Consider the following 21,994-nt stretch of genomic DNA (forward strand, 5'->3'; position numbering starts at 1 on the left):
TACAGGAGTCGAAAGACCACCCCCGCATGGGCCAGAATGACCCCCGTGCCTTCCCTGTTGCTGATCGAGGACGACGACGCCATCCGCACGGCCCTGGAGCTCTCACTGACCCGCCAGGGACACCGTGTGGCCACCGCTGCCACCGGCGAGGACGGTCTGAAACTGCTGCGTGAGCAGCGGCCGGACCTGATCGTGCTGGACGTGATGCTGCCCGGCATCGACGGCTTCGAGGTGTGCCGTCGTATCCGGCGCACCGACCAGCTGCCGATCATCCTGCTGACCGCGCGCAACGACGACATCGACATCGTCGTCGGGCTGGAGTCCGGCGCCGACGACTACATCGTCAAACCCGTGCAGGGGCGCGTCCTCGACGCCCGCATCCGGGCCGTGCTGCGGCGCGGGGAGCGGGAGTCGAACGACGCGGCGGCCTTCGGCAGCCTGGTCATCGACCGCGCGGCCATGACCGTCACCAAGAACGGCGAGGACCTCCAGCTCACCCCGACCGAGCTGCGTCTGCTGCTCGAACTGAGCCGCCGCCCGGGCCAGGCCCTGTCCCGCCAGCAGCTCCTGCGCCTGGTCTGGGAGCACGACTACCTGGGCGACTCCCGCCTCGTGGACGCCTGCGTCCAGCGCCTGCGCGCGAAGGTGGAGGACGTCCCGTCCTCCCCGACCCTGATCCGTACCGTCCGTGGTGTCGGCTACCGCCTGGACGCGCCTCAGTGACAGAAGCGCAGGGGGGATTCCGCGGCTGGTTCGCGGCTCGCAAGGGGGTGTGGTCGAGGCTGCGTTTCACGAGCCTGCGGCTGCGCCTGGTCGTCGTCTTCGGCCTCGTGGCCCTCACGGCCGCCGTGTCCGCGTCCGGCATCGCCTACTGGCTCAACCGCGAGGCGGTGCTGACCCGCACGCAGGACGCGGTACTGCGCGACTTCGAGCAGGAGATGCAGAACCGCGCAGGCCTGTTGCCCGAGGAGCCCACGCAGGACGAACTCCAGCACACCGCCGGTCAGATGGCCAACAGCAGCCAGCGCTTCAGCGTGCTCCTGGTGGCCCAGGACGCCGCCGGCGCTCCCGCCTACGGCAGCTCCGGCGGCCTGGACGGCTTCACCCTCGCGGACGTACCGAAGTCCCTGCGCACGGCCGTGAACGAGAAGCAGGAGGTCGACTCCTCCAACAAGGCCGAGTACCACCTGTACTGGCAGCGGATAGTGGAGGACGACACCCCGTATCTGATCGCCGGCACCAAGGTCAACGGCGGCGGTCCGACGGGCTACATGCTCAAGTCGCTGGAGCAGGAGGCGAAGGACCTCAACTCCCTCGCCTGGTCCCTCGGCATCGCCACCGGCCTCGCCCTGATCGGCTCGGCGCTGCTCGCGCAGGCCGCCGCCACGACCGTATTGAAGCCGGTGCAGCGCCTCGGCGTCGCGGCCCGCCGCCTCGGCGAGGGCAAGCTCGACACCCGCCTGCGCGTCTCGGGCACGGACGAACTCGCCGATCTCTCCCGGACGTTCAACAACGCGGCGGCCGCGCTGGAGAAGCGGGTCGCCGACATGGCCTCCCGCGACGAGTCGTCCCGCCGTTTCGTGGCGGACATGTCCCACGAACTACGCACCCCCCTCACCGCGATCACGGCCGTGACCGAGGTCCTGGAGGAGGAGCTCGAGATGGAATCCGGCTCCATGGATCCCATGATCGAGCCGGCCGTACGCCTGGTGGTCAGCGAGACCCGCCGCCTGAACGACCTGGTCGAGAACCTCATGGAGGTCACCCGCTTCGACGCGGGCACGGCCCGCCTGGTCCTCGACCACGTCGACATCGCCGACCAGATCACGGCCTGTATCGACGCCCGCGCCTGGCTGGACGCGGTCGACCTGGACGCCGAGCGCGGCATCATGGTCCGCCTCGACCCCCGCCGCCTGGACGTCATCCTGGCCAACCTCATCGGCAACGCCCTCAAGCACGGCGGCTCGCCGGTGCGCGTGGCGGTCCGGGTGACGGACGACGAGATCGTCATCGCCGTGCGCGACCACGGCCCCGGCATCCCCGAGGACGTCCTGCCCCACGTCTTCGACCGCTTCTACAAGGCCAGCGCGTCCCGCCCCCGTTCCGAGGGCAGCGGCCTGGGCCTCTCCATCGCCCTGGAGAACGCCCACATCCACGGCGGCGAGATCACGGCCGCCAACTCCCCCGAGGGCGGCGCGATCTTCACCCTGCGCCTCCCCAGGGAAACCTCGGACGCAGTGGCGTCAGGGGACGAGAACCCCCAGCACAACCCGCCAAAGGGAGACGCGTAATGACGAAGCGCCGCCTCCTCACCCTCACGACCCTCTCCGCGGCCCTCCTCACGGGCTGCGGCATACGCTCCACGGAGGTCCCGACCGACTTCGGTCCGGCCCCGTCGCGCGTGCACTGCTCCCTCTCGGAACCGAACATCTCGACACAGGCCGAGCGGGGCCTGCCGGTCCAGGTGTTCCTGCTGTGCGGCTCCCAACTGGTGGCGGTGGACCGGACGGTACGCGTACCCGACGGCACCGCGGACTCCGCCCGCCGCGTCCTGGTGGCCCAGGGCCTCCTGGACGAACTGGAGGCGACCCCGTCGGCCACCGAGAAGGAGGCCGGCTACACCACGGACGTCCGAGGCGCCATGGGAGTAACCGGCCCCCGCCCCGCCGACCCCGACGAGACCCTCCGCCTGAGCACACCCCCCGACGACCTCACGTCGTACGCCCTGGCCCAGATCGTCTGCACCTTCTCCGACTCCTCGGCCGCCGAGGGCGACGGCTCGGTGATCCTGGGCGGCCCGACCCGGGAAACCCCCCGCCGCTACGAATGCACGAACGAGGTCCGAACCCGCCCCGGCAGCAACGAGCCCCCGTCGACCGAGGTCACGGACGGCTGACGCCCGTACGAGGTCTGCGGGCCCGCAGCGGCTGGTCGCGCAGTTCCTCGCGCCCCTAAAAGAAGGGCGTTGCAGTGGGCCTGCGCCGAGACGTGACCGTGGGCCTAACAACCGTCGCGCAGTTCCCCGCGCCCCTAGGGGGTCGCAGTCGCCCACGGCGGTGAGGGGACGTGCCGGGGGGTGTCCGCCCGCAGCGGCGGGCGTCAACGCCGAGCACCCTTCTAAGAGAGCCCAACCGCCCGACCGAGGACGGACACCCCCGGCACGGCCCCGACCCACCTCCCACCCCCAGGCGCTACACGCACCCCCACCGAGGCCGCACAGGCCGCCGCAGGCACCCCGATGTGGCAGACACCTCACCCCACAAACCCACACCCCGGAACCGATCCCGCCGGACAGCGCGTCTACGGGGGCGTGCAGCGTCAAGGCTCCATCGGCGGCAGCGCCGCGATCCGCATCCGTGTGACGGGAGGCATCCTCCTGCTCGCACACCTCGCGTTCGTCGCCTGGCTCACCCTGCGCCCCCTGGACGTCCCCTGGGTCACCCCCGCCAACCTGCAACCCTTCGCAGGCATCAGAGCCGACCTCGCCCTCGGCTGGCAGGAAGCCGCCCGCCGCATCATCGAGGGCCTCGCCCTCCTCGCCCCCCTCGGCGTCCTCATCCCGACCGCACACGGCAGCCTCACCGCCTCCCCCCTCGGCTCCCTCGTCCGCACGGTGGCCGCGGGCGCCCTCATCTCCCTCGGCATAGAGCTCCTGCAAACAGGCGTCCCCGGCCAGGTCGTGGACGTCGACTCGCTGCTCCTCAACACCCTCGGCGTGGCCCTCGCCCACGCGGCGATCGTCCCGGCGGCCCGCATCCACCTCCGCCGCAGGTCCGAGCGAGCCGACCGCCCCGCCACCCCCCAGGATGAGCCGACTCAGGGTCGTACCCCGACGATTCCCAGGGTCGGCATAGCTCCGTAGAGTGACGCTTTGCCCGGTTCGTCTGCGTAGCGTGGATGTCAGATGAGGCACCCACTCGAAGGCCCCACAAGGAAGGCCCTCGACCGACGCTCGCGAAGGAGCCGCACCATGACCGCGCTCGCCCGACCCACCAACGGCCGCATGATCGGCGGAGTGTGCGCCGCGCTGGCACGACGCTTCGGCACCTCCGCGACGACCATGCGCGTCATCTTCCTGCTCTCCTGCCTGCTCCCGGGCCCGCAGTTCCTGCTCTACATAGCGATGTGGATCCTGCTCCCCTCGGAGAACAAGACCCGCACAGCCTGGTAACCACCATCTCCCCCTCTCGGCCCCCCATCTCCCCCCTCTCAGCCCCCTCCGAACGCACAAAGCCGCCGGGGCGCACCCCATGTCCAAAGAGTGCGCCCCAGCGGTGCGTTCCGACCGAGCAAGCACCCGGCCGCCCTGAAATCAGCCGAGCGGAAGCCCGTTCACCGGCAGCCCCTGAGTGGGCAGCCCCTGAACCGGCAGCCCCTGCACCGGCAGCCCCTCGGCCGCGGCCCCCTGCACCGGCAGCCCGCCGAGCAGCCCGGCGACCACGCCGGTCGGCCCACCGGCGACGGCCTGCTCGGCGGCCGGCTGCGCGGCGGACAGACCGGCGGCGAGCGCCTCCTGCCCCTGAGCCAGCCCGGCACCCCCCTGAGCCAGCCCCGCACCGGCGCCGGGCGCCGACTGGGCGAGGTTCTCGGCGGGGAGCGTCCGGGTGACGTTGTCCAGCGCCGAACCGGCGGCGTCGGGCGCGACCGGCGCGGCGTTCGCGGCACCCGCGCCCGCGGCGGCGAAGGCGGCACCGAGAGCGGCGACACCGAGGGTCTTGGCAGCAGACTGCTTCATGAAATGAGTCCTCGAAAATTGGTTACGGGGATGTAAGCGGTCCTCGACCGTAAACACGCCCCGCACCCGGCCGCAAACATCGAAATGCGGACGGATTGTGAATGCCGCCCGCATTACGTGTGACCGGAGGATCCCAGGTCAGCCCTGCTCCTCGGCAGAGTCGCTGGTAGAAGAGGTCTGCCGGAACAGCCACTCGGACTTCAGTTCGGCATATCCGGGCTTGATGACGTCATTGATCATCGCGAGCCGTTCATCGAAAGGAATGAACGATGATTTCATCGCATTGACGGAGAACCACTGCATGTCATCGAGCGTGTAGCCGAATGCCTCGACAAGATGCTCGAATTCCCGGCTCATACTGGTGTGGGACATGAGCCGGTTGTCGGTGTTCACCGTCGCGCGGAAGTGCAGCCGGCGCAGCAGCCCGATGGGGTGCTCGGCGTACGAATCGGCGGCCCCCGTCTGGAGGTTGGAGCTCGGGCACAGCTCCAGCGGGATCCGCTTGTCGCGGACGTAGGAGGCGAGCCGGCCGAGCTTCACGGAGCCGTCGGCGTGCACCTGGATGTCGTCGATGATGCGCACCCCGTGCCCGAGCCGGTCGGCGCCGCACCACTGGAGGGCCTGCCAGATGGACGGCAGCCCGAACGCCTCGCCGGCGTGGATGGTGAAGTGGTTGTTCTCGCGCTTGAGGTACTCGAAGGCGTCGAGGTGCCGGGTCGGCGGATGCCCCGCCTCGGCGCCCGCGATGTCGAAGCCGACGACGCCCAGGTCCCGGTAGCGGTTGGCGAGTTCGGCGATCTCCAGCGCGCGGGCTGCGTGCCGCATGGCGGTGAGCAGGGCGCCCACGCGGATGCGGTGACCGTTCTCCCGCGCGATCAGCTCGCCCTCGCGGAAGCCCTCGTTGACGGCCTCGACGACCTCTTCGAGGCTTAGCCCGCCTTCGAGGTGCTGCTCGGGTGCGTAGCGCACCTCGGCGTAGACGACGCCGTCCTCGGCGAGGTCCTCGGCGCACTCGCGCGCGACCCGCACGAGGGCGTCGCGGGTCTGCATCACGCCGACGGTGTGGGAGAAGGTCTCCAGATACCGCTCCAGGGATCCGGAGTCGGCGGCGTCCCGGAACCAGACGCCGAGTTTGTCGGGGTCGGTCTCGGGGAGGTGGGTGATGGGGGCACCTCCCGCGCCATTAAGGCTGTGGGGGACCGTGTCGCGGGCCAGCTCGACGATCGTGCCGGGGCGGAGCCCGCCGTCGAGGTGATCGTGCAGCAGAACCTTCGGCGCCCGGCGGATCTGGTCCGAGCTCGGGGTGTTCGCCTTCTGGGCAGTCTCGCTCGTCATTTCCGCACCATAACGCCTACGCGCGTAGATCACCCGCTGAACACCCCATTTTCCCGCTTGTACGAATCCGTCGATACGTAACGGTGACCCCGAGGACGGGTGGCGTACACCCGTGCTTCTGACACTGTTCTGTCATGGCACAGCAAGCGACGCCGGTGCGCAGGGTCCGGCTGGGCAAGGCGATCGGGCCGGAACCGACGGCGGTGAGCGGGGTCGTACTCCTGCTTCCCGGGGGTGACGAGACCTCACATCGCAAGCCGGCGCCGTTGTTGGCGACGAACTATGTGCGGACGCTGGGGCGCCGGCTGACACGGGCGGGGCGGGACGACGGCCTGGCCACGCATGTCGTGCGCTACCGCTACCGCGGCTGGAACGGCAGCGCCGCGAACCTCGCGAGCGACGCGCTGTGGGCGGCCGACGAGGCCGTACGGCGCTACGGCGACGTCCCCGTGTGCCTGGTCGGGGTCGACATGGGCGCCCGGGCCGCGCTGCACGCGGGTGGCCACGAGGCCGTCAACTCGGTGCTGGCGATCGCCCCTTGGCTGCCGGAGGAGGACATGGCGGCGGCACCCGAACCGGTGAAACAGCTCGCGGGGCGGCGGGTGCTGTTCGTGCACGGCACGAACGACGAGCGGACCGACCCCGAGCTGTCGTTCCGGCTGGCGGAGCGGGCGAAGAAGGCGAACCGGGACGTGTGCCGGTTCGAAGTGCACTCCGACCGGCACGCGTTGCATCAGCACCGGGACGAAGTCCTGGCGCTGGCACAGGACTTCGTGATGGGCGTGCTGTTCGGCAGGGCGTTCTCACGGCCCGTGGCCGACGCGTTCGCGGCTCCGCCGCCGCTGGGGCTGCGGATGCCGTTGGCTTCCGGGTTCGGGAAGTCGTTGCGGCGGTAGCGGCGCCGAGCCGAGGGCCGTGGACCTCACGTGGGCAGCAAGTTGCCCCTCCTGGACAGCAGGAACTTCTTGAACGCCGCCACCGGCGGGGTGTCGGGCCGGTCGGCCAGCCAGGCGACGCCGATCTCGCGGGCCGCCCTCGGGGCCGTGACCGTCAGTTCCACCACGCCGGGGCGGGGTACGGCCGGCGGGGGCAGGAGCGCGACCCCCAGGCCCGCCGCGACCAGGCCCCGCAGGGTCTCCGCCTCCTCCCCCTCGAAGGCGATGCGCGGCTTGAAGCCCGCCTCCTGACAGAGGTCGTCGGTGATGCGGCGCATGCCGTAGCCGGGTTCCAGCGTCACGAACGTCTCGTCGGCGGCCTCCGCCAGCCGGACGCGCTTGCGCGAGGCGAGGCGGTGGTCGGCGGGCACGACGAGGCGCAGCTTCTGTTCGTCCAGGCGGCGGGCCACCAGGTCGGGGGCGTCCGGCACCGGGGACGTCAGGCACAGGTCCAGCTCGCCGGACCGCAGCCGCTCGATCATCGCCTCGCCGTAGTTCTGCACGAGGCTGAAGCGGATGCGGGGGTGGTCGGCGCGGAAGGCGTGGATCAGCCCGGGTACGGTCTCGGCGCCCATGGTGTGCAGGAACCCGAAGGCGACCTTGCCGGTGGCCGGGTCGGCGTCGGCGCGGACCTCCTCGGCGGCGCGCCCGATCTCGGCGAGGGCGCGTTCCACGGAGGCGAGGAAGGTGCGGCCGGCCGGGGTCAGCGAGACCGTGCGGCCGTGGCGGGCGAACAGGTCGACGCCCAGGTCCTGTTCGAGGCGGACCATGGCGCGCGAGAGCGTGGACTGCGGGACCCGCATCTCCTGCGCGGCGCGGGTGACGTGCTCGGTGCGGGCGACGCCGGCGAAGTGGGCCAGGCGTGGCGCCAGCAACATCGTCATGTCTTCTGTGTCACTGGATGGTGACAGGCGAGCTCGTGACCTCTGCTGATGCTCCATGGGAACGATTATGGCGAATCCATGCATTGGACGGATGAGCGGCGCCGTACGTAACTTCGAGGCATGTCTCCCGCCAGTACCGGGGCGTCCATCACCGTGGACGCCACACCCGCAGTCCCTGTCGTCGACTCCCGAATGGCCCCGGGCGGCCCCGGCTACCGCCGGATGAGCTTCGCCCTCTTCCTCGCCGGTGTCGCGACCTTCGCCCTGCTGTACTCCACCCAGGCCCTGCTCCCGCTGATCTCGGGCGAGTTCGGGGTGGCGGCGAGCGAGGCGAGCTGGACGGTGGCGGCCGCGACCGGCGGTCTGGCGCTCTTCGTCCTTCCCATGAGCGCGCTGTCGGAGCGGTTCGGACGCCGTACGGTCATGACGGGGTCGCTGGCGGTCGCGGTGACCGTCGGGCTCGTGGTGCCCTTCGCGCCGAACCTGACGGCCCTGGTCGTGCTGCGGGCGGTCCAGGGTGCCGCGCTGGCGGGTCTGCCGGCGTCGGCGACGGCGTATCTGGCCGAGGAGGTCCGGCCGCGGGCGCTGATCACGGCGATCGGCCTGTTCGTCGCGGGCAACAGCGTCGGCGGGATGAGCGGCCGGGTGATCACGGGCTGGGTCGCCCAGGAGTGGGGCTGGCGGGTCGCCGTGGGGGTGATCGGCGTGATCGCGGTGGCCTGCGCGGTGGCGTTCCGTCTGCTGCTTCCGGCCCCGCGCCACTTCAAGGCGGGCTCGCTGCGCCCGCGCGTCCTGGCCCGCACGGTCCGCGACCACCTCGCGAACCCGCTGCTGCGGCGCCTGTACGCGATCGGCGCGCTGTTCATGACGGTGTTCGGCGGCGTGTACACGGTGATCGGCTACCGGCTGACGGAGGCGCCGTTCTCGCTGCCCCAGGGCATCATCGGCTCGATCTTCCTGGTGTACCTGGTCGGCACGGTGTCGGCGTCGACGGCGGGCCGGCTGGTGGGCCGCCTCGGCCGCCGGGGCGCGCTGTACGCGGCCGGCGGCACCACGGCGGCGGGTCTGTTCCTCTCCCTGGCCGACTCCCTCCCCCTGGTCCTGCTCGGCCTGGTCCTGATCACCGGCGGCTTCTTCGCGGGCCACGCGGTGGCGTCCTCGGCCGTCAGCAAGACGGCCACGGCGGGCCGCGCCCAGGCCGCCGCGCTGTACCAGTCGGCCTACTACGTCGGCTCCAGCGCGGGCAGCACCATCGGCGCGATCGCCTTCCACGCGGGCGGCTGGACCGGCACGGTCGGGGTCGGCCTGCTGGCGGTGCTCGGCGTCGTGACGATCACCGTCCTCGGAACGCGTGCGGCTCGGGCCCAGCAGCGGCTCGCGACGGCCTGAGTCGCACGTCCTCTTTCCCCCCGACCGGGGTCGGCCGGTCGGGGGGAACGGCTTTTGTACGCCTCTCACCTGGGTGTTCGTCCGCTCCGGGGGCCGTTGTCAGTGGGCTGCGGTAGCTTCCAAGTACTGGGCGCAAAGGCGCGACACAGCACGGCCACAGGGGTGGGTGGACGATGAGCGACGGCACGGCGACAAAGACGACGGACCTCGATGTCAGGCTGGAGAAACACCGCGTCGAACTGACCGGGTACTGCTACCGCATGCTCGGCTCGTCCTTCGAGGCCGAGGACGCGGTGCAGGACACGATGGTCCGGGCCTGGCGGAGCTACGACAAGTTCGAGGGGCGTTCCAGTCTCCGCTCGTGGCTGTACCGCATCGCGACGAACGTCTGCCTGGACATGCTGACGGCCGGCAACAAGCGGGCCCGCCCGATGGACCTGACGGAGTCGACGCCGCTGGCCCAGGCGGCGCTCTCGCCCCGCCCCGACAACACCTGGCTGGAGCCGATGCCGGACAGCCGTGTGCTGCCGTCGACCGAGGACCCCGCGGAGGCGGCGGTCGCCAAGGAGTCGGTGCGGCTCGCCTTCATGGCCGCCCTCCAGCAGCTGCCGCCCAAGCAGCGTGCCGTGCTCATCCTGCGCGAGGTGCTGGCCTGGCGGGCCACCGAGGTCGCCGAGCTGCTCGGCACCACGGTCGCGTCGGTCAACAGCGCACTGCAGCGGGCCCGCGCGACCCTCGCCGAGCAGCAGCAGCCGGGCGCCCAGGCCACCGTCTCCGACCCGCTGGACGACGAGCAGCAAAAGCTCCTGGACCGCTATGTGGCGGCCTTCGAGGGCTATGACATGACGGCGCTGACGGCCCTGCTGCACGAGGACGCCATCATGACGATGCCGCCGTTCGACCTCTGGCTGACGGGCCACGACGACATCGCCGGCTTCATGACGACACTGGGCTCCGCCTGCGAGGGCTCACGACTGGTACCGGTCGAGGTGAACGGTCTGCCGGGCTTCGCCCAGTACAAGCCGGACCCCGAGGCGGGCGGCTACACACCGTGGGCGGTGCAGGTCCTGGAGATCTCAGACGGCCGGCTCACCGGGTTCCACTTCTTCCTCGACACCAAGCGCTGGTTCCCGCTCTTCGGTCTGCCCCTCCACCTCGAAGCGGAGACCAACCAGGTCGAGGAGGGCGTGTAGGGCGGGATCGGGGTCGCGCAGCCTGATCCGCCCCCCGGCCCGTCGCGCGGCGAGCTGGAGCCGCGCCAGCAGATCCACGACGCCCAGGCCCGGCGGCCCCAGCCCGCCCACGTCGCACACCACGACTCTCGCCCCGCCGGCCTCCAGCCGGGCCCGTACGTCGTCGCACAGCCCCGCCACCTCGTCCCGGGTGACGGGGCCGGCCAGCACGAGTACCGCGGGTGTCATGGCGTCCACGTGCGGTAGACCGGGCGGGAGGCGATAACTCATCGGGCCCGAGTGCCCTCGCCGCCCGCGTCCGATGCCCGCTGCCCGGGTTCCGTGCGCCCGCGGGGGTGTCCGCCGACCGAGATCACATTGACCCCGTCCCCTCCTTACCTGGAGGGTTTGCTGTATGCCCCACCTATCGTCGCGCCCCCGAATACCCTGCGGCCCGCATCGCGCCAAGGAGGTTCCGTGCAGGGGGTGTTGACGGGGTTCGCGGTGATCGCGGTCGTCATCGCGGTGGGCTATGCGATCGGCCGGCGCGGTTACCTCGGCGACCAGGGCCGCGACGTCCTCACCAAGCTGGCCTTCCATGTGGCGTCCCCGGCCCTGCTGTTCACGACGCTCGCGCAGACCGACCTCTCGGTGATCTTCTCCAGCCGCCTGCTGGTGACGGCACTGAGCACGGCCGCGGCGGCCGGGGTCTTCGTCGCGGTCGGTGTCGTACGGCACTGGGGAGTGGGCCGTACGACGATCGGCGCGCTGTGCTCCAGCTACGTCAACTCCGGCAACCTCGGCATCCCGATCGCCGTGTACGTCCTCGGCGACGCCTCGCTCGTGGCGCCGGTGCTGCTGTTCCAGCTCGTCGGCGTCACCCCCGTCGCCCTGACGATCCTGGATCTGTCCGGCAAGGGCGAGAAGGGCCCGCTGTGGCGCCGTATGCTGACGCCGCTGCGCAACCCGATCGCGGTCGGCTCACTGGCCGGCGTCGCGGTGTCGGCGACGGGGCTGCGGATCCCGGCGCCCGTCCTGGACCCCCTGACCCTGATCGGCGGCATGTCGGTCCCGGCGGTCCTGCTGGCGTTCGGCATCTCCCTGTGCGGCAGCACGATGCCCGGCCGGGGTCCCGACCGCCATCCGGTGTTCCTCTCGGTCGCCCTCAAGTCGGTCGGCCAGCCCGCGGCGGCCTGGGCACTGGCGGCAGGCGTCTTCGGCCTGCGCGGCGCACCCCTGCTGGACGTGGTGGTCACCTCGGCCCTCCCCGCGGCCCAGAACCTCTACACCTACGCCTCCAGCTACCGCGTCGCCGAACGCCTGGCCCGCGACTCGATCCTGCTGTCGACGGTGATCTCGGTACCGGTGCTGGTGATGGTCGCAGCGATGCTCGGCTGAAACGAAACGGGCCGGGACCCCGAGGTCCCGGCCCGTCGCACGTTCAGGCGTGTCAGGCGATGCGTTCCAGCACCACCGGCGACGCCGTGAAGTCCGTGCCCGGGGCCGCGATGTCGTACGACTGCGTCAGCGACTGGAGGGCGTAGTCGAAGCGTTCCGGGGTGTCGGTGTGGAGGGTCAGGAGGGGCTGGCCCTCGGTGACCGTGTCGCCGGGCTTGGCGTGCATCTCGATGCCGGCGCCCGCCTGCACCGGGTCCTCCTTGCGGGCACGCCCCGCGCCGAGGCGCCAGGCGGCGACGCCGATGTCGTAGGCGTCGAGGCGGGTCAGGACACCGGAGGACGGGGCCTTGACGACGTGCTGCTCGCGCGCGACGGGCAGTTCCGCGTCCGGGTCGCCGCCCTGCGCGGCGATCATGCGCCGCCAGACGTCCATCGCCGAGCCGTCGGCGAGGGCCTTCGCCGGGTCGGCGTCCTTCACTCCGGCCGCGTCCAGCATTTCGCGGGCCAGGGCGATCGTCAGCTCGACCACATCGGCCGGGCCACCGCCCGCCAGGACCTCGACGGACTCGCTGACCTCCAGCGCGTTGCCGGCCGTGAGGCCGAGCGGGGTCGCCATGTCGGTCAGCAGCGCGACCGTCTTCACACCGTGGTCGGTGCCCAGGCCCACCATCGTGGACGCCAGCTCGCGCGCGTCCTCGATGGTCTTCATGAAGGCGCCCGTGCCGACCTTCACGTCCAGGACCAGCGAGCCGGTGCCCTCGGCGATCTTCTTCGACATGATCGAGGAGGCGATCAGCGGGATCGCCTCGACCGTGCCGGTGACGTCACGCAGGGCGTACAGCTTCTTGTCGGCGGGGGCCAGGCCGTCGCCCGCCGCGCAGATCACCGCGCCGGTCGTGTCGAGGACGTGCAGCATCTCCTCGTTCGACAGGAGCGCCCGCCAGCCGGGGATCGACTCCAGCTTGTCCAGGGTGCCGCCGGTGTGGCCGAGGCCCCGGCCCGACAGCTGCGGCACGGCCGCGCCGCAGGCGGCGACGAGCGGGGCCAGCGGCAGGGTGATCTTGTCGCCGACGCCGCCCGTGGAGTGCTTGTCGGCCGTCGGGCGGGACAGGGACGAGAAGTCCATGCGCTCGCCGGAGGCGATCATCGCGGCCGTCCAGCGGGCGATCTCACGGCGGTTCATGCCGTTGAGGAGGATCGCCATGTTGAGGGCGGCCATCTGGTAGTCGGCGACCTCCCCGCGGGTGTACGCGTCGATGACCCAGTCGATCTGCTCGTCGCTGAGCTCACCGCGGTCCCGCTTGCTGCGGATGACGGAGATGGCGTCCATGGCCATGGCTTTGCTTCCTTCCGAGGGTTCCAGAAGCCGTACGGCCCCTCCGAACCGGTCGCATGGGCGACTCGGAGGGGCCGTACGGGAATTACTTGCGCAGGTGGCCCGGGCCGAAGGCCTGGGGCAGCATCTCCGACAGCGGCAGGATGCCCGCCGGGGTCTCCAGCAGGAGCTCCGGGCCGCCGAACTCGAAGAGCAGCTGACGGCAGCGGCCGCACGGCACGAGGACGTCGCCCTTGCCGTCCACGCACGTGAAGTGCGTCAGCCTGCCGCCCCCCGTGTTCTGCAGTTCCGAGACCAGTCCGCACTCGGCGCACAGCGCGAGCCCGTACGAGGCGTTCTCGACGTTGCAGCCGGTGATCGTGCGGCCGTCGTCGACCAGGGCCGCCACGCCGACCGGGAAGCCGGAGTACGGGGCGTACGCACGGGACATGGCGTCCAGCGCCGCCGCGCGCAGCTTGTCCCAGTCGACGTCGTGGGAGGCGGCCGGCGTCACTTGCCCTGGCCCTTCTTGTAGGGCAGGCCGTCCGCCTTCGGCATCCGCAGGCGTTGCGCGGACAAGGTGAGGACGATGAGCGTGACGACGTACGGCGTGGCGGAGACGACCTGGTTGGGCACCTCGTTGGTGGTGACGTACCAGGTGTACACCAGGGCACCGATGACCGCGGTGATCGTCGACGAGGCGTAGTTCTTGCGGATCACCAGCCAGATGGCGCCGATGATCAGCAGGAGGGCGCCGAGCAGCAGCAGGGCGTGGACGTTCTGGGAGCCGCCGCGCAGGTTGAGGCTGTCGGTGTAGCCGAACAGGCCGGCGCCCAGGGCGAGGCCGCCCGGCATCCAGTTGCCGAAGATCATCGCGGCGAGGCCGATGTAGCCGCGGCCGCTGACCTGGCCCTCCAGGTAGAAGGGGTTGGCCACGATGGAGAGGAAGACACCACCGAGACCGGCGAGGCCGCCGGAGATGATCACGGCGATGTACTTGTACTTGTAGACGTTGACACCGAGGGACTCGGCCGCGATCGGGTTCTCGCCGCAGGAGCGCAGGCGCAGGCCGAAGGCGGTGCGCCACAGGATCCACCAGGTGCCGGGGATCAGCGCCACGGCGATCAGGGTCAGCCAGGAGACGTTGGTGACCAGGCCGCCGAGCAGGCCGGCGATGTCCGAGATGAAGAACCAGCCGTTGTTGTTCAGGTCCCGCAGGCCGTCGGACAGGCCCGGCACGGTGAAGTGGCCGAGGGTGTCGACCGCCGGGGACTGCTTGGCGGAGCCGCCCGCGTGGCCCTCGAAGGCGAGGGGCGCGAGATAGCGGGTGATGCCGAGCGCGAGGATGTTGATCGCCACACCGGAGACGATGTGGTTGACGCGGAAGGTGACGGTGGCGATGGCGTGCAGGATGCCGCCGATGCAGCCACCGAGGATGCCGACGACGACACCGGTCCACGGGCCCCACTGGAAGCCGGCCCAGGCGCCGAACCAGGTGCCGAGGATCATCATGCCCTCGAGGCCGATGTTGACGACGCCGGCCCGCTCCGCCCACAGACCGCCGAGACCGGCGAGGCCGATCGGCACGGCGAGCTGGAGCGCGGTGGACATCTGGCTGACGTTGGTGATGCCGTCGGCGCCGGTGATGATGCGGACGATCGAGGTCAGCGCCAGGGCTCCGGCGATGACCAGCAGCAGGACCTGCCACGACAGGCGGCGGCCGGTCGGCGCCGCGGGCTGCAGCGTGGGCTGGTTGACGTCGACCGCTGAGGTCTGCGGGGTGGTCATCGGCCGGCCACCTCCTTCTTGTTGTTGTCGGCGCCGAGGACGTGACCGGCTGCCAGTTCCGCGCCGACGCGGCGCTGCTGGCGGCGCAGGCCCCATTCGCGTACGGCCTCGTAGGAGACGACGACCGAGAGCACGATCAGGCCCTGCATGATGACCGCGATCTCCTTGTCGTAGCCGTGGAAGTCCAGCTCGGGCGATGCCTTGTCGAGCCAGGCCCACAGCAGGGCGGCGAACGCGATGCCAACGGGGCTGTTACGGCCGAGCAGGGCGATGCCGATGCCGAGGAAGCCGATGCCGGTGGGGAAGTTGAGGCTGTAGGTGTGGGTGTCGCCGAGCAGGATCGGCAGACCGGCCATGCCCGCGATGCCGCCGGAGAGCAGCATGGCGGTGAGCACCATCCGCTTGGGGTCGACGCCGCTGGCCGCGGCGGCGGTCTCGGAGGCGCCGGAGGCACGCAGGTCGAAGCCGAAGCGGGTGCGGTTGAGGACGACCCAGTAGGCGATGCCGAGCAGCACGGCGAGGAAGACCAGGCCGTAGATCTCGCCGGCGTCGCCCATGCTGATGCCGGAGACCCAGCCGGACTCGTGCATCTCGCCGGTGGTGTTGTTGTTGCCGACCTTGACGCCGAAGACGTTCGGCAGCCACAGGTAGGCGATGACGGAGGTGGCGATCGCGTTCAGCATGATCGTCGCGACGACCTCGCTGACGCCGCGGGTGACCTTGAGGATGCCGGCGATGCCGGACCAGAAGGCGCCGGTGCAGACGGCGGTGAGGATCAGCAGCGGGACCTGGAGGACGGCCGGCAGGTTCGCGTGGGCGCCGACGACGGCGGCCATCATGGCGGCGAGCTGGTACTGGCCGTCGACGCCGATGTTGAACAGGTTCATCCGGAAGCCGATGGCCACCGCGAGGGCCGCGATGTAGTACAGCGAGGCCTGATTGATGATCAGCACCTGGATGTCGGAGAAGCCGAGCTGCTCGAACATCAGGGCGTACGGCTCGACCGGGCTCTTGCCCGAGGCGAGCAGCACGATCGCGGTGAGCACGAAGGCCACGGCGAGCGCGATGACCGGGCCGGCCACCGCGAGGAGCACGCGCTCCTTGTCGAACTTCTTCATCAGCGGGCCTCGTCTTCGCCGGACTCGGGGGACTTGTTCAGGTCGGGAGTCTCGGGGGTCGTGTCGTCGTGCTCGAGGTGCCCTGTCGCGGCACCGGTCATCGCCGAGCCCAGTTCCTCCGGCGTGACGGTGGCCGGGTCGGCGTCCGCGACCAGCTTGCCGTTGTAGATCACGCGAAGGGTGTCGGACAGGCCGATCAGCTCGTCCAGGTCGGCGGAGATCAGCAGCACGGCCAGGCCCTCGCGGCGGGCCTCGCGGATGTGGTCCCAGATCGCGGCCTGCGCGCCGACGTCCACACCGCGGGTGGGGTGCGCGGCGATCAGGAAGCGCGGGGTGTGGCTCATCTCGCGGCCGACGATCAGCTTCTGCTGGTTGCCGCCGGACAGGGAGGCGGCGGTGACGTCGATGCCGGGCGTGCGGACGTCGTACGCCTCGACGATGCGGCGGGTGTCCTCCTGCGCGGCCTTCGGGTCCAGCCATACGCCCTTGGCGAGCGGCTTCTCGGTGACGTGGCCGAGGATGCGGTTCTCCCAGAGGGGGGCCTCCAGGAGCAGACCGTGCCGGTGGCGGTCCTCGGGGATGTAGCCGATGCCCTGCTGCCGGCGCTTGCGGGTGGTCCAGCCGGTGATCTCCTCTTCGACGAGGGTGATCGTGCCGGAGTCGGCGCCCTTGAGGCCGATGAGGGCGTCGACCAGTTCGGTCTGGCCGTTGCCCTCGACGCCGGCGATGCCCAGGACCTCGCCCGCGTGGATGGTGAAGGTGATGTCGTCCAGCAGGGCCTTGCCGCCGGCTGCCTCCAGGCGCAGCTTGTCGACGGTGATGACCGGGCGGTCGGTGACCGTGGACTCGGCGGTCTCCGGCGTCGGCAGCTCGCTGCCGACCATCATCTCGGCGAGCTGACGGGGCGTCGTCTCGGCGGGGACGGCGGTGCCGACCGTGGTGCCGCGGCGGATGACGGTGATCTCGTCGGCGACGGAGAGCACCTCGCCCAGCTTGTGGGAGATGAAGATGACCGACAGGCCCTCGGCCTTGAGCTCGCGCAGGTTGTCGAAGAGCGCGTCGACCTCCTGCGGCACCAGGACGGCCGTCGGCTCGTCGAGGATGAGCGTGGTGGCGCCGCGGTAGAGGACCTTGAGGATCTCCACGCGCTGGCGGGCGGCGACGCCGAGCTCCTCGACCAGGCGGTCGGGCTCCACGCCGAGGCCGTAGCGCTCGGAGATCTCCTTGATCTTGCGGCGGGCCTTGGCGCCGATGCCGTAGAGCTTCTCGCTGCCGAGGACGACGTTCTCGAGGACGGTGAGGTTGTCCGCGAGCATGAAGTGCTGGTGGACCATGCCGATGCCGCGGACGATGGCGTCGGCCGGCGACGAGAAGGTGACCTGCCGGCCGTCGATCGCGATGGTGCCCTCGTCCGGCTTCTGCATGCCGTAGAGGATCTTCATCAGAGTCGACTTGCCGGCGCCGTTCTCGCCGACGAGGGCATGGACGGTGCCCTTGCGGACGGTGAGGTGGATGTCGTGGTTGGCCACGACGCCGGGGAAACGCTTGGTGATCCCGGCGAGTTCGACGGCGGTCACCGATTCGTTGACCGCCGCGCCGGCCGGAGGGCTGCTGGACGCGTTGATGGCGCACTCTCCTGGAGACGGGGGTCGTCTACGCGCGTAGCGCCCCTATGGCCTGAAAGGGGTCGACGCACCGCGAACAACGGGGTACGGAGAAAACCTCGGAAGGCCTCCCCGTACCCCGTCGAGCGGACGTAACCCCGGGGTTACCGCTGCTCAGGGTGTTACTGCAATCAGCTGGTCTTGACCTTGATCTCGCCGCTGATGATCTTCTCCTTGGCCGTCTTGATGGCTTCCTGGACCTCGGCGTCGTCCGCGAACTTCGGGTTGGAGTTCGACAGGCTCACCTCGCCGGACTTCAGATCGCCACGAACGATACCGGTCTCGGGCTTACCGTCCTCGACCGACTTCGCCAGGTTGTAGACCGCCTTGGCGACGTCCTTCATCGCCGAGGTCAGGATGGAGTCCTTGTACTTGGCAAGGGCTTCCTGCGTGTACTGGTCGGAGTCGACACCGATGGCCCACACCTTGTTGGCGGCGGCGGCCTCGATGACGCCCTGACCGGACAGACCGGCGGCGGCGTAGACGACGTCGGCCTTCTTCTCGATCTGGCCCTCGGCGGCGGACTTGCCCTTGTCGGGGCTGGAGAAGCCGCCCTCCTCCGCGGTCTGCGTGAGGTACTGGGACAGGACCTTGGCCTGCGGGTTGGTGTCCTTGACGCCCTGCTCGAAGCCGGCCTGGAACTTGTGGATCAGCGGGATGTCCACGCCGCCCACGAAGCCGACCGTGTTCGTCTTGGTGCTCTTGGCGGCGGCGACGCCGGCCAGGTACGAGGCCTGCTCCTCGGAGAAGACCAGGTCGGCGACGTTCTTCGACTCGACGGTGGAGTCGTCCACGATGCCGAAGGTGGTGTCCGGGAACTTCTCCGCGGCACCCTTGACGGCGGCGGCGTACGCGTAGCCGATGCCGATGACCGGGTTGTAGCCCTGCTTGGCCAGCGACACCAGTCGCTGCTCCTTGTCGGCGTCCGTCTCGCCCTCGGTGGGCTCGACGTCCTGCGTCGCGTACCCGAACTCCTTCTTCGCCTGCTCCAGGCCCGCGAACGCGGCGTCGTTGAAGGACTGGTCGCCCTTGCCGCCGACGTCGTAGGCGATGGCGAGGCCCTTGTCGCCGCCCTTCGAGTCCGAGGAGGACGCCTCGGTCGAGGTGCCGCCGCAGGCGGAGAGCGCGAGGGCCAGAGAGGCGGTCGCTGCGCCTGCGACCGTGATCCGGGAAATCCGGCGCATGTGTGGTGACTCCTGTCGGTACAAGCGCCGGACGGTACAGCTCGGGACGGCTTCACAGCTACGGCGCTGGCTTTCGCCGCAGAGTAACGCGCGTAGACCTCCCAGGAAACCCCTTCTGTACACCTTGTTATCCCCCCGTGGCCAACTCCACTCACGGCCTTGACCAAGGGCTTGCCGGCAGCAAAGCGCACAGGGCTGCGGGTGATCCACGCCGACCTGGGAAAAGCCGAGCGGGCGGGCATCCGCTCGGATGCCCGCCCGCCCTTCTGCGCTGTGACCGCGACTACTCGGTCTTGACCTTGATGGAGCCGTCGATGATGCCTTCCTTGGCCTTCGCCACGGCGTCGGTCAGGCCCGGGATCTTCGCGAACTCCGGGTTCGACTCGGACAGGCCCACACCGTTGACCTTCAGGTCGAAGGTCTGGACGCCGGTCAGCGGCTTGCCGTCCTCGACGGACTTGGCCAGCGTGAAGACCGCACCGCCGACGTCCTTGAGGGCGGAGGTCAGGATGGAGTTCTTGTAGTTGGCGAGCGCCGCCTGCTTGAACTGGTCGGAGTCGACACCGATCGCCCAGACCTTGGCCTTCGAGGCGGCCTCGATCACGCCCTGGCCGGAGAGACCGGCGGCGGCGTACTCGACGTCGGAGCCCTTCTCGATCTGGCCCTCGGCGGCGGCCTTGCCCTTGTCCGGGCTGGAGAAGCCACCCTCTTCCGCGGTCTGCGTCAGGTACTGCGACAGGACCTTGACCTTGGGGTTGGTGTCCTGGACGCCCTGCTTGTAGCCGGCCTCGAACTTGTGGATCAGCGGCACGTCCACGCCGCCGACGAAGCCGACGATGTTGCTCTTGGTGGCCTTGGCGGCCGCGACACCGGCGAGGTAGGAGGCCTCCTGCTCGGCGAAGACGAGGGAGGCGACGTTCTCGCCCTCGACGACGGAGTCGACGATGCCGAAGGTGGTCTTCGGGTACTTCTTCGCCACGGCCTCCATGGCGGGGCCGTAGGCGAAGCCGACGCCGATCACCGGGTTGTAGCCCTGCTTGGCGAGGGAGGACAGCCGCTGCTCCTTGTCGGCGTCCGTCTCGCCCTCGGTGGGCTCGATGTCGGCCGTCTTGTAGCCGAACTCCTTCTGGGCCTTCTGCAGGCCGGCGTAGGCGGCGTCGTTGAAGGACTGGTCGCCCTTGCCGCCGATGTCGTACGCGATGGCGAGACCCTTGGTGTCGCCGCTGCCGTCGCTGCCGCTGTCACTGTCGCTGCTGGTACCACCGCACGCCGTGGCGGCGAGCGCGATCGACGCGACCCCCACCGCGACACGGGTCAGTTTGGATGTCCGACGCATCGTGAAGTCCCCATTCTCCAAGCCCCGCAGTGGGTGCTGAGTTCGGCGCACATTAACGCGCGTAGACACTCCTGGGAACGGGGTTTCGTCCTGCCGTTATCCATTCGTGCCGATGGCCGGTTACGGCCTTGTGAACCACCGGATCGAAAGGCACGCATGGGGCGAACGCACCGAAGGAACCTCCGCCCGGATGACACACAGGACCGCCGGCCATGCGGCCAGACTCCCCCCGGCGTGCGCCGCCCGCAACCGGAACTGCTCCAGGGGTGCGACGCCGTGCCGGGCGGGTGGCCGGCGGCTGCCGCACCCCTGGGCGGGGCCCTGGGGTGCGCCGGCTAGCCGACGGCGTCGAGGAGCGCCGCCGCGGTGAAGAGCTCCACCCCGGCCGTGATGGCCGACTCGTCGACGTCGAAGTCGCCCTGGTGCAGATCACGGCCGACCCGGTCGCCCGGCACGCGGACGCCGAGGCGGGCCATGGCGCCAGGGACGTGCTCCAGGTACCAGGAGAAGTCCTCGCCGCCCAGGCTCTGCTCGGTGCTCTCGACGGAGTCGGCGCCCCGGCGGGCCGTCATGGCCTCGTGCAGCAGCTCGGTCGCGGCCGGGTCGTTGACCACGGGCGGGACACCGCGGATGTAGTTGATCTCGGACTTGGCACGGTGCAGATTGGCGACCTCGTCGATCGCGGCGACCACGAGGTCCGGCGCCTGCCGCCAGGTGTCGAGGTCCAGGCAGCGCACGGTCCCGGAGAGCTCGGCGTGCTGCGGGATGACGTTGGGCGCGTGGCCGGAGTCGATCCGTCCCCAGGTCACGGCGAGACCGCTGCGGGCGTCGGTGCGCCGGGCGACCAGCGCGGGCACGTCGGTGACGACCCGGGCGGCGGCGGTGACGAGGTCGGTCGTCAGATGGGGTCGGGCGGTGTGCCCGCCGGGACCGTCGAGGGAGATTTCCAGCCGGTCGCAGGCCGAGGTGATCGCGCCCTGCCGCAGGCCGATCTTCCCGGCGTCCACCTTGGGGTCGCAGTGCACGGCGAGGATCCGGCCCACTCCGTCGAGCACCCCGCACTCGACGACGTCGGCGGCGCCGCCGGGGAGCACCTCCTCGGCGGGCTGGAAGATCAGCCGGACGGGGCGGGGCAGCTCGCCGCGGCTCAGCAGGTCGGCCAGGACCAGGCCGGCGCCGAGGACCACGGCCGTGTGGACGTCGTGGCCGCAGGCGTGAGCCCGGTCCGGGACCGTCGAGCGGTACGAGCACTCACTCTTCGTGTCCGGGATGGGCAGGGCGTCGATGTCGGCGCGCAGGGCGAGCATGGGCCGTCCGCCGTCGAACTCGCCGATGTCACAGATGAGCCCGGTTCCGATGGCGAGCACACGCGGCTTCAGACCGGCCTTCTCCAGGCGGGCCTTGATCGCGGCGGTCGTACGGAACTCCTGGTTGCCGAGCTCGGGGTGCATGTGCAAGTCGCGCCGGAACTCGATGAGTTCGGCACGGAGCGCCTCCGGCAGGGCGCCGGGGAGGAACGCTTCCCCTGGTTGATCGGCCTCGGACTCTGGAGACATCAGTTGGTTCACCCTCTGAAGGGTAGGACGCCGAGGTGGCCAACTGACCCTCGATCAACAAAAGTTCAACCCGTTTGGGGAAGAAAATCTGGCCGCCCGACGCATAGGTATCGGTTTGGGTGGGTAAACTCGCCCGGCTTTCCGTCGAGTCGATCATGAAATCGACGGAGAGTGACGATGCCGAC

Annotated in this window: 21 protein-coding genes; 9 read left to right on the plus strand and 12 right to left on the minus strand. The window is 70.3% G+C overall.

The window, feature by feature from the left end:
* Window positions 1-45 precede the first annotated feature (45 nt).
* From afsQ1 to CP983_RS16185, 5 genes are all read left to right on the plus strand, one after another.
* Window positions 46-723 (plus strand): two-component system response regulator AfsQ1, encoded by a 678-nt coding sequence (gene afsQ1 / locus CP983_RS16165; RefSeq protein ID WP_037867721.1) that lies wholly within the window; start codon window positions 46-48, stop codon window positions 721-723.
* Window positions 720-2,291 carry a sensor histidine kinase gene (locus CP983_RS16170; RefSeq protein WP_150500080.1) on the plus strand — a complete coding sequence of 524 codons (1,572 nt, stop codon included), beginning with the start codon at window positions 720-722 and terminating at the stop codon, window positions 2,289-2,291. Before afsQ1 ends, CP983_RS16170 begins: the two co-directional genes overlap by 4 nt.
* Complete coding sequence (locus tag CP983_RS16175; protein ID WP_150500082.1) at window positions 2,291-2,896, plus strand: hypothetical protein; 606 nt, start codon at window positions 2,291-2,293, stop codon at window positions 2,894-2,896. The genes CP983_RS16170 and CP983_RS16175 overlap by 1 nt, the downstream gene beginning before the upstream one ends.
* Window positions 2,897-3,310: 414 nt before the next feature.
* Window positions 3,311-3,862: a VanZ family protein gene (locus tag CP983_RS16180; RefSeq protein WP_150500084.1), complete on the plus strand. Its 552-nt coding sequence runs from the start codon at window positions 3,311-3,313 to the stop codon at window positions 3,860-3,862.
* Between the two features lie 108 nt (window positions 3,863-3,970).
* Complete coding sequence (locus CP983_RS16185; RefSeq protein ID WP_093747093.1) at window positions 3,971-4,171, plus strand: PspC domain-containing protein; 201 nt, start codon at window positions 3,971-3,973, stop codon at window positions 4,169-4,171.
* 141 nt (window positions 4,172-4,312) lie between these two features.
* Here the strand turns inward: CP983_RS16185 and CP983_RS16190 are convergent, their stop codons facing one another.
* Entirely contained in the window at window positions 4,313-4,735 is a 423-nt protein-coding gene (locus CP983_RS16190; protein ID WP_107903770.1) for an ATP-binding protein, read from the minus strand.
* A 138-nt stretch (window positions 4,736-4,873) separates the two neighbouring features.
* On the minus strand, window positions 4,874-6,070 hold the full coding sequence (locus CP983_RS16195; RefSeq protein ID WP_150500086.1) for an adenosine deaminase: 1,197 nt from the start codon (window positions 6,068-6,070) through the stop codon (window positions 4,874-4,876).
* A 134-nt stretch (window positions 6,071-6,204) separates the two neighbouring features.
* On the opposite strand from CP983_RS16195, the gene CP983_RS16200 reads away from it, so the two are divergent.
* Complete coding sequence (locus CP983_RS16200; protein WP_107903774.1) at window positions 6,205-6,966, plus strand: alpha/beta hydrolase; 762 nt, start codon at window positions 6,205-6,207, stop codon at window positions 6,964-6,966.
* Between the two features lie 26 nt (window positions 6,967-6,992).
* Here the strand turns inward: CP983_RS16200 and CP983_RS16205 are convergent, their stop codons facing one another.
* Window positions 6,993-7,946 carry a LysR family transcriptional regulator gene (locus CP983_RS16205; RefSeq protein ID WP_126899733.1) on the minus strand — a complete coding sequence of 318 codons (954 nt, stop codon included), beginning with the start codon at window positions 7,944-7,946 and terminating at the stop codon, window positions 6,993-6,995.
* 63 nt (window positions 7,947-8,009) lie between these two features.
* Here CP983_RS16205 and CP983_RS16210 point away from each other — a divergent pair, with 63 nt between their 5' ends.
* Both CP983_RS16210 and CP983_RS16215 read left to right on the plus strand, forming a co-directional pair.
* Window positions 8,010-9,278 carry an MFS transporter gene (locus CP983_RS16210; RefSeq protein WP_150500088.1) on the plus strand — a complete coding sequence of 423 codons (1,269 nt, stop codon included), beginning with the start codon at window positions 8,010-8,012 and terminating at the stop codon, window positions 9,276-9,278.
* A 173-nt stretch (window positions 9,279-9,451) separates the two neighbouring features.
* Window positions 9,452-10,471 (plus strand): sigma-70 family RNA polymerase sigma factor, encoded by a 1,020-nt coding sequence (locus CP983_RS16215; RefSeq protein WP_150500090.1) that lies wholly within the window; start codon window positions 9,452-9,454, stop codon window positions 10,469-10,471.
* Here CP983_RS16215 and CP983_RS16220 read toward each other — a convergent pair.
* Window positions 10,355-10,741 carry an STAS domain-containing protein gene (locus CP983_RS16220; RefSeq protein ID WP_150500092.1) on the minus strand — a complete coding sequence of 129 codons (387 nt, stop codon included), beginning with the start codon at window positions 10,739-10,741 and terminating at the stop codon, window positions 10,355-10,357. The genes CP983_RS16215 and CP983_RS16220 overlap by 117 nt on opposite strands.
* Before the next feature lie 186 nt (window positions 10,742-10,927).
* Here CP983_RS16220 and CP983_RS16225 point away from each other — a divergent pair, with 186 nt between their 5' ends.
* Complete coding sequence (locus CP983_RS16225) at window positions 10,928-11,848, plus strand: AEC family transporter (RefSeq protein WP_150500094.1); 921 nt, start codon at window positions 10,928-10,930, stop codon at window positions 11,846-11,848.
* 52 nt (window positions 11,849-11,900) lie between these two features.
* On the opposite strand, the gene CP983_RS16230 is transcribed toward CP983_RS16225, so the two are convergent.
* From CP983_RS16230 to CP983_RS16265, 8 genes are all read right to left on the minus strand, one after another.
* The gene (locus CP983_RS16230; RefSeq protein ID WP_150500110.1) at window positions 11,901-13,184 is read right to left on the minus strand and encodes a thymidine phosphorylase; all 1,284 of its coding nucleotides are present in this window, start codon (window positions 13,182-13,184) and stop codon (window positions 11,901-11,903) included.
* 85 nt (window positions 13,185-13,269) lie between these two features.
* Window positions 13,270-13,677: a cytidine deaminase gene (locus CP983_RS16235; RefSeq protein WP_030967094.1), complete on the minus strand. Its 408-nt coding sequence runs from the start codon at window positions 13,675-13,677 to the stop codon at window positions 13,270-13,272.
* Window positions 13,674-14,951, minus strand: a complete 1,278-nt coding sequence (locus tag CP983_RS16240) for an ABC transporter permease (RefSeq protein WP_125525040.1) — start codon at window positions 14,949-14,951, stop codon at window positions 13,674-13,676. The genes CP983_RS16235 and CP983_RS16240 overlap by 4 nt, the downstream gene beginning before the upstream one ends.
* Entirely contained in the window at window positions 14,948-16,069 is a 1,122-nt protein-coding gene (locus CP983_RS16245; protein ID WP_125525039.1) for an ABC transporter permease, read from the minus strand. The genes CP983_RS16240 and CP983_RS16245 overlap by 4 nt, the downstream gene beginning before the upstream one ends.
* Window positions 16,069-17,646, minus strand: a complete 1,578-nt coding sequence (locus CP983_RS16250) for an ABC transporter ATP-binding protein (RefSeq protein WP_125525038.1) — start codon at window positions 17,644-17,646, stop codon at window positions 16,069-16,071. Before CP983_RS16250 ends, CP983_RS16245 begins: the two co-directional genes overlap by 1 nt.
* Window positions 17,647-17,864: 218 nt before the next feature.
* On the minus strand, window positions 17,865-18,917 hold the full coding sequence (locus CP983_RS16255) for a BMP family lipoprotein (RefSeq protein WP_107903785.1): 1,053 nt from the start codon (window positions 18,915-18,917) through the stop codon (window positions 17,865-17,867).
* Between the two features lie 283 nt (window positions 18,918-19,200).
* Entirely contained in the window at window positions 19,201-20,253 is a 1,053-nt protein-coding gene (locus tag CP983_RS16260) for a BMP family lipoprotein (protein WP_125525037.1), read from the minus strand.
* 335 nt (window positions 20,254-20,588) lie between these two features.
* Window positions 20,589-21,809, minus strand: coding sequence for a M20 family metallopeptidase (locus CP983_RS16265; RefSeq protein ID WP_150500112.1), 1,221 nt, complete (start codon window positions 21,807-21,809; stop codon window positions 20,589-20,591).
* Window positions 21,810-21,994: the final 185 nt, after the last annotated feature.

Origin of the sequence: Streptomyces chartreusis (assembly GCF_008704715.1) — a bacterium.
Classification (GTDB): Bacteria; Actinomycetota; Actinomycetes; order Streptomycetales; family Streptomycetaceae; genus Streptomyces; species Streptomyces chartreusis.

Excerpts from the sequence above, each read along its gene's own strand:
- CP983_RS16245 (WP_125525039.1), bottom strand. The coding sequence starts at position 16,069 with ATGAAGAAGTTCGACAAGGAGCGCGTGCTCCTCGCGGTGGCCGGCCCG.
- CP983_RS16210 (WP_150500088.1), top strand. The coding sequence starts at position 8,010 with ATGTCTCCCGCCAGTACCGGGGCGTCCATCACCGTGGACGCCACACCC.
- CP983_RS16205 (WP_126899733.1), bottom strand. The coding sequence starts at position 7,946 with ATGGAGCATCAGCAGAGGTCACGAGCTCGCCTGTCACCATCCAGTGAC.
- CP983_RS16230 (WP_150500110.1), bottom strand. The coding sequence starts at position 13,184 with ATGGCCATGGACGCCATCTCCGTCATCCGCAGCAAGCGGGACCGCGGT.
- CP983_RS16215 (WP_150500090.1), top strand. The coding sequence starts at position 9,452 with ATGAGCGACGGCACGGCGACAAAGACGACGGACCTCGATGTCAGGCTG.
- CP983_RS16185 (WP_093747093.1), top strand. The coding sequence starts at position 3,971 with ATGACCGCGCTCGCCCGACCCACCAACGGCCGCATGATCGGCGGAGTG.
- CP983_RS16190 (WP_107903770.1), bottom strand. The coding sequence starts at position 4,735 with ATGAAGCAGTCTGCTGCCAAGACCCTCGGTGTCGCCGCTCTCGGTGCC.
- CP983_RS16200 (WP_107903774.1), top strand. The coding sequence starts at position 6,205 with ATGGCACAGCAAGCGACGCCGGTGCGCAGGGTCCGGCTGGGCAAGGCG.
- CP983_RS16175 (WP_150500082.1), top strand. The coding sequence starts at position 2,291 with ATGACGAAGCGCCGCCTCCTCACCCTCACGACCCTCTCCGCGGCCCTC.
- CP983_RS16265 (WP_150500112.1), bottom strand. The coding sequence starts at position 21,809 with ATGTCTCCAGAGTCCGAGGCCGATCAACCAGGGGAAGCGTTCCTCCCC.
- CP983_RS16195 (WP_150500086.1), bottom strand. The coding sequence starts at position 6,070 with ATGACGAGCGAGACTGCCCAGAAGGCGAACACCCCGAGCTCGGACCAG.
- CP983_RS16255 (WP_107903785.1), bottom strand. The coding sequence starts at position 18,917 with ATGCGCCGGATTTCCCGGATCACGGTCGCAGGCGCAGCGACCGCCTCT.
- CP983_RS16240 (WP_125525040.1), bottom strand. The coding sequence starts at position 14,951 with ATGACCACCCCGCAGACCTCAGCGGTCGACGTCAACCAGCCCACGCTG.
- CP983_RS16260 (WP_125525037.1), bottom strand. The coding sequence starts at position 20,253 with ATGCGTCGGACATCCAAACTGACCCGTGTCGCGGTGGGGGTCGCGTCG.
- CP983_RS16220 (WP_150500092.1), bottom strand. The coding sequence starts at position 10,741 with ATGAGTTATCGCCTCCCGCCCGGTCTACCGCACGTGGACGCCATGACA.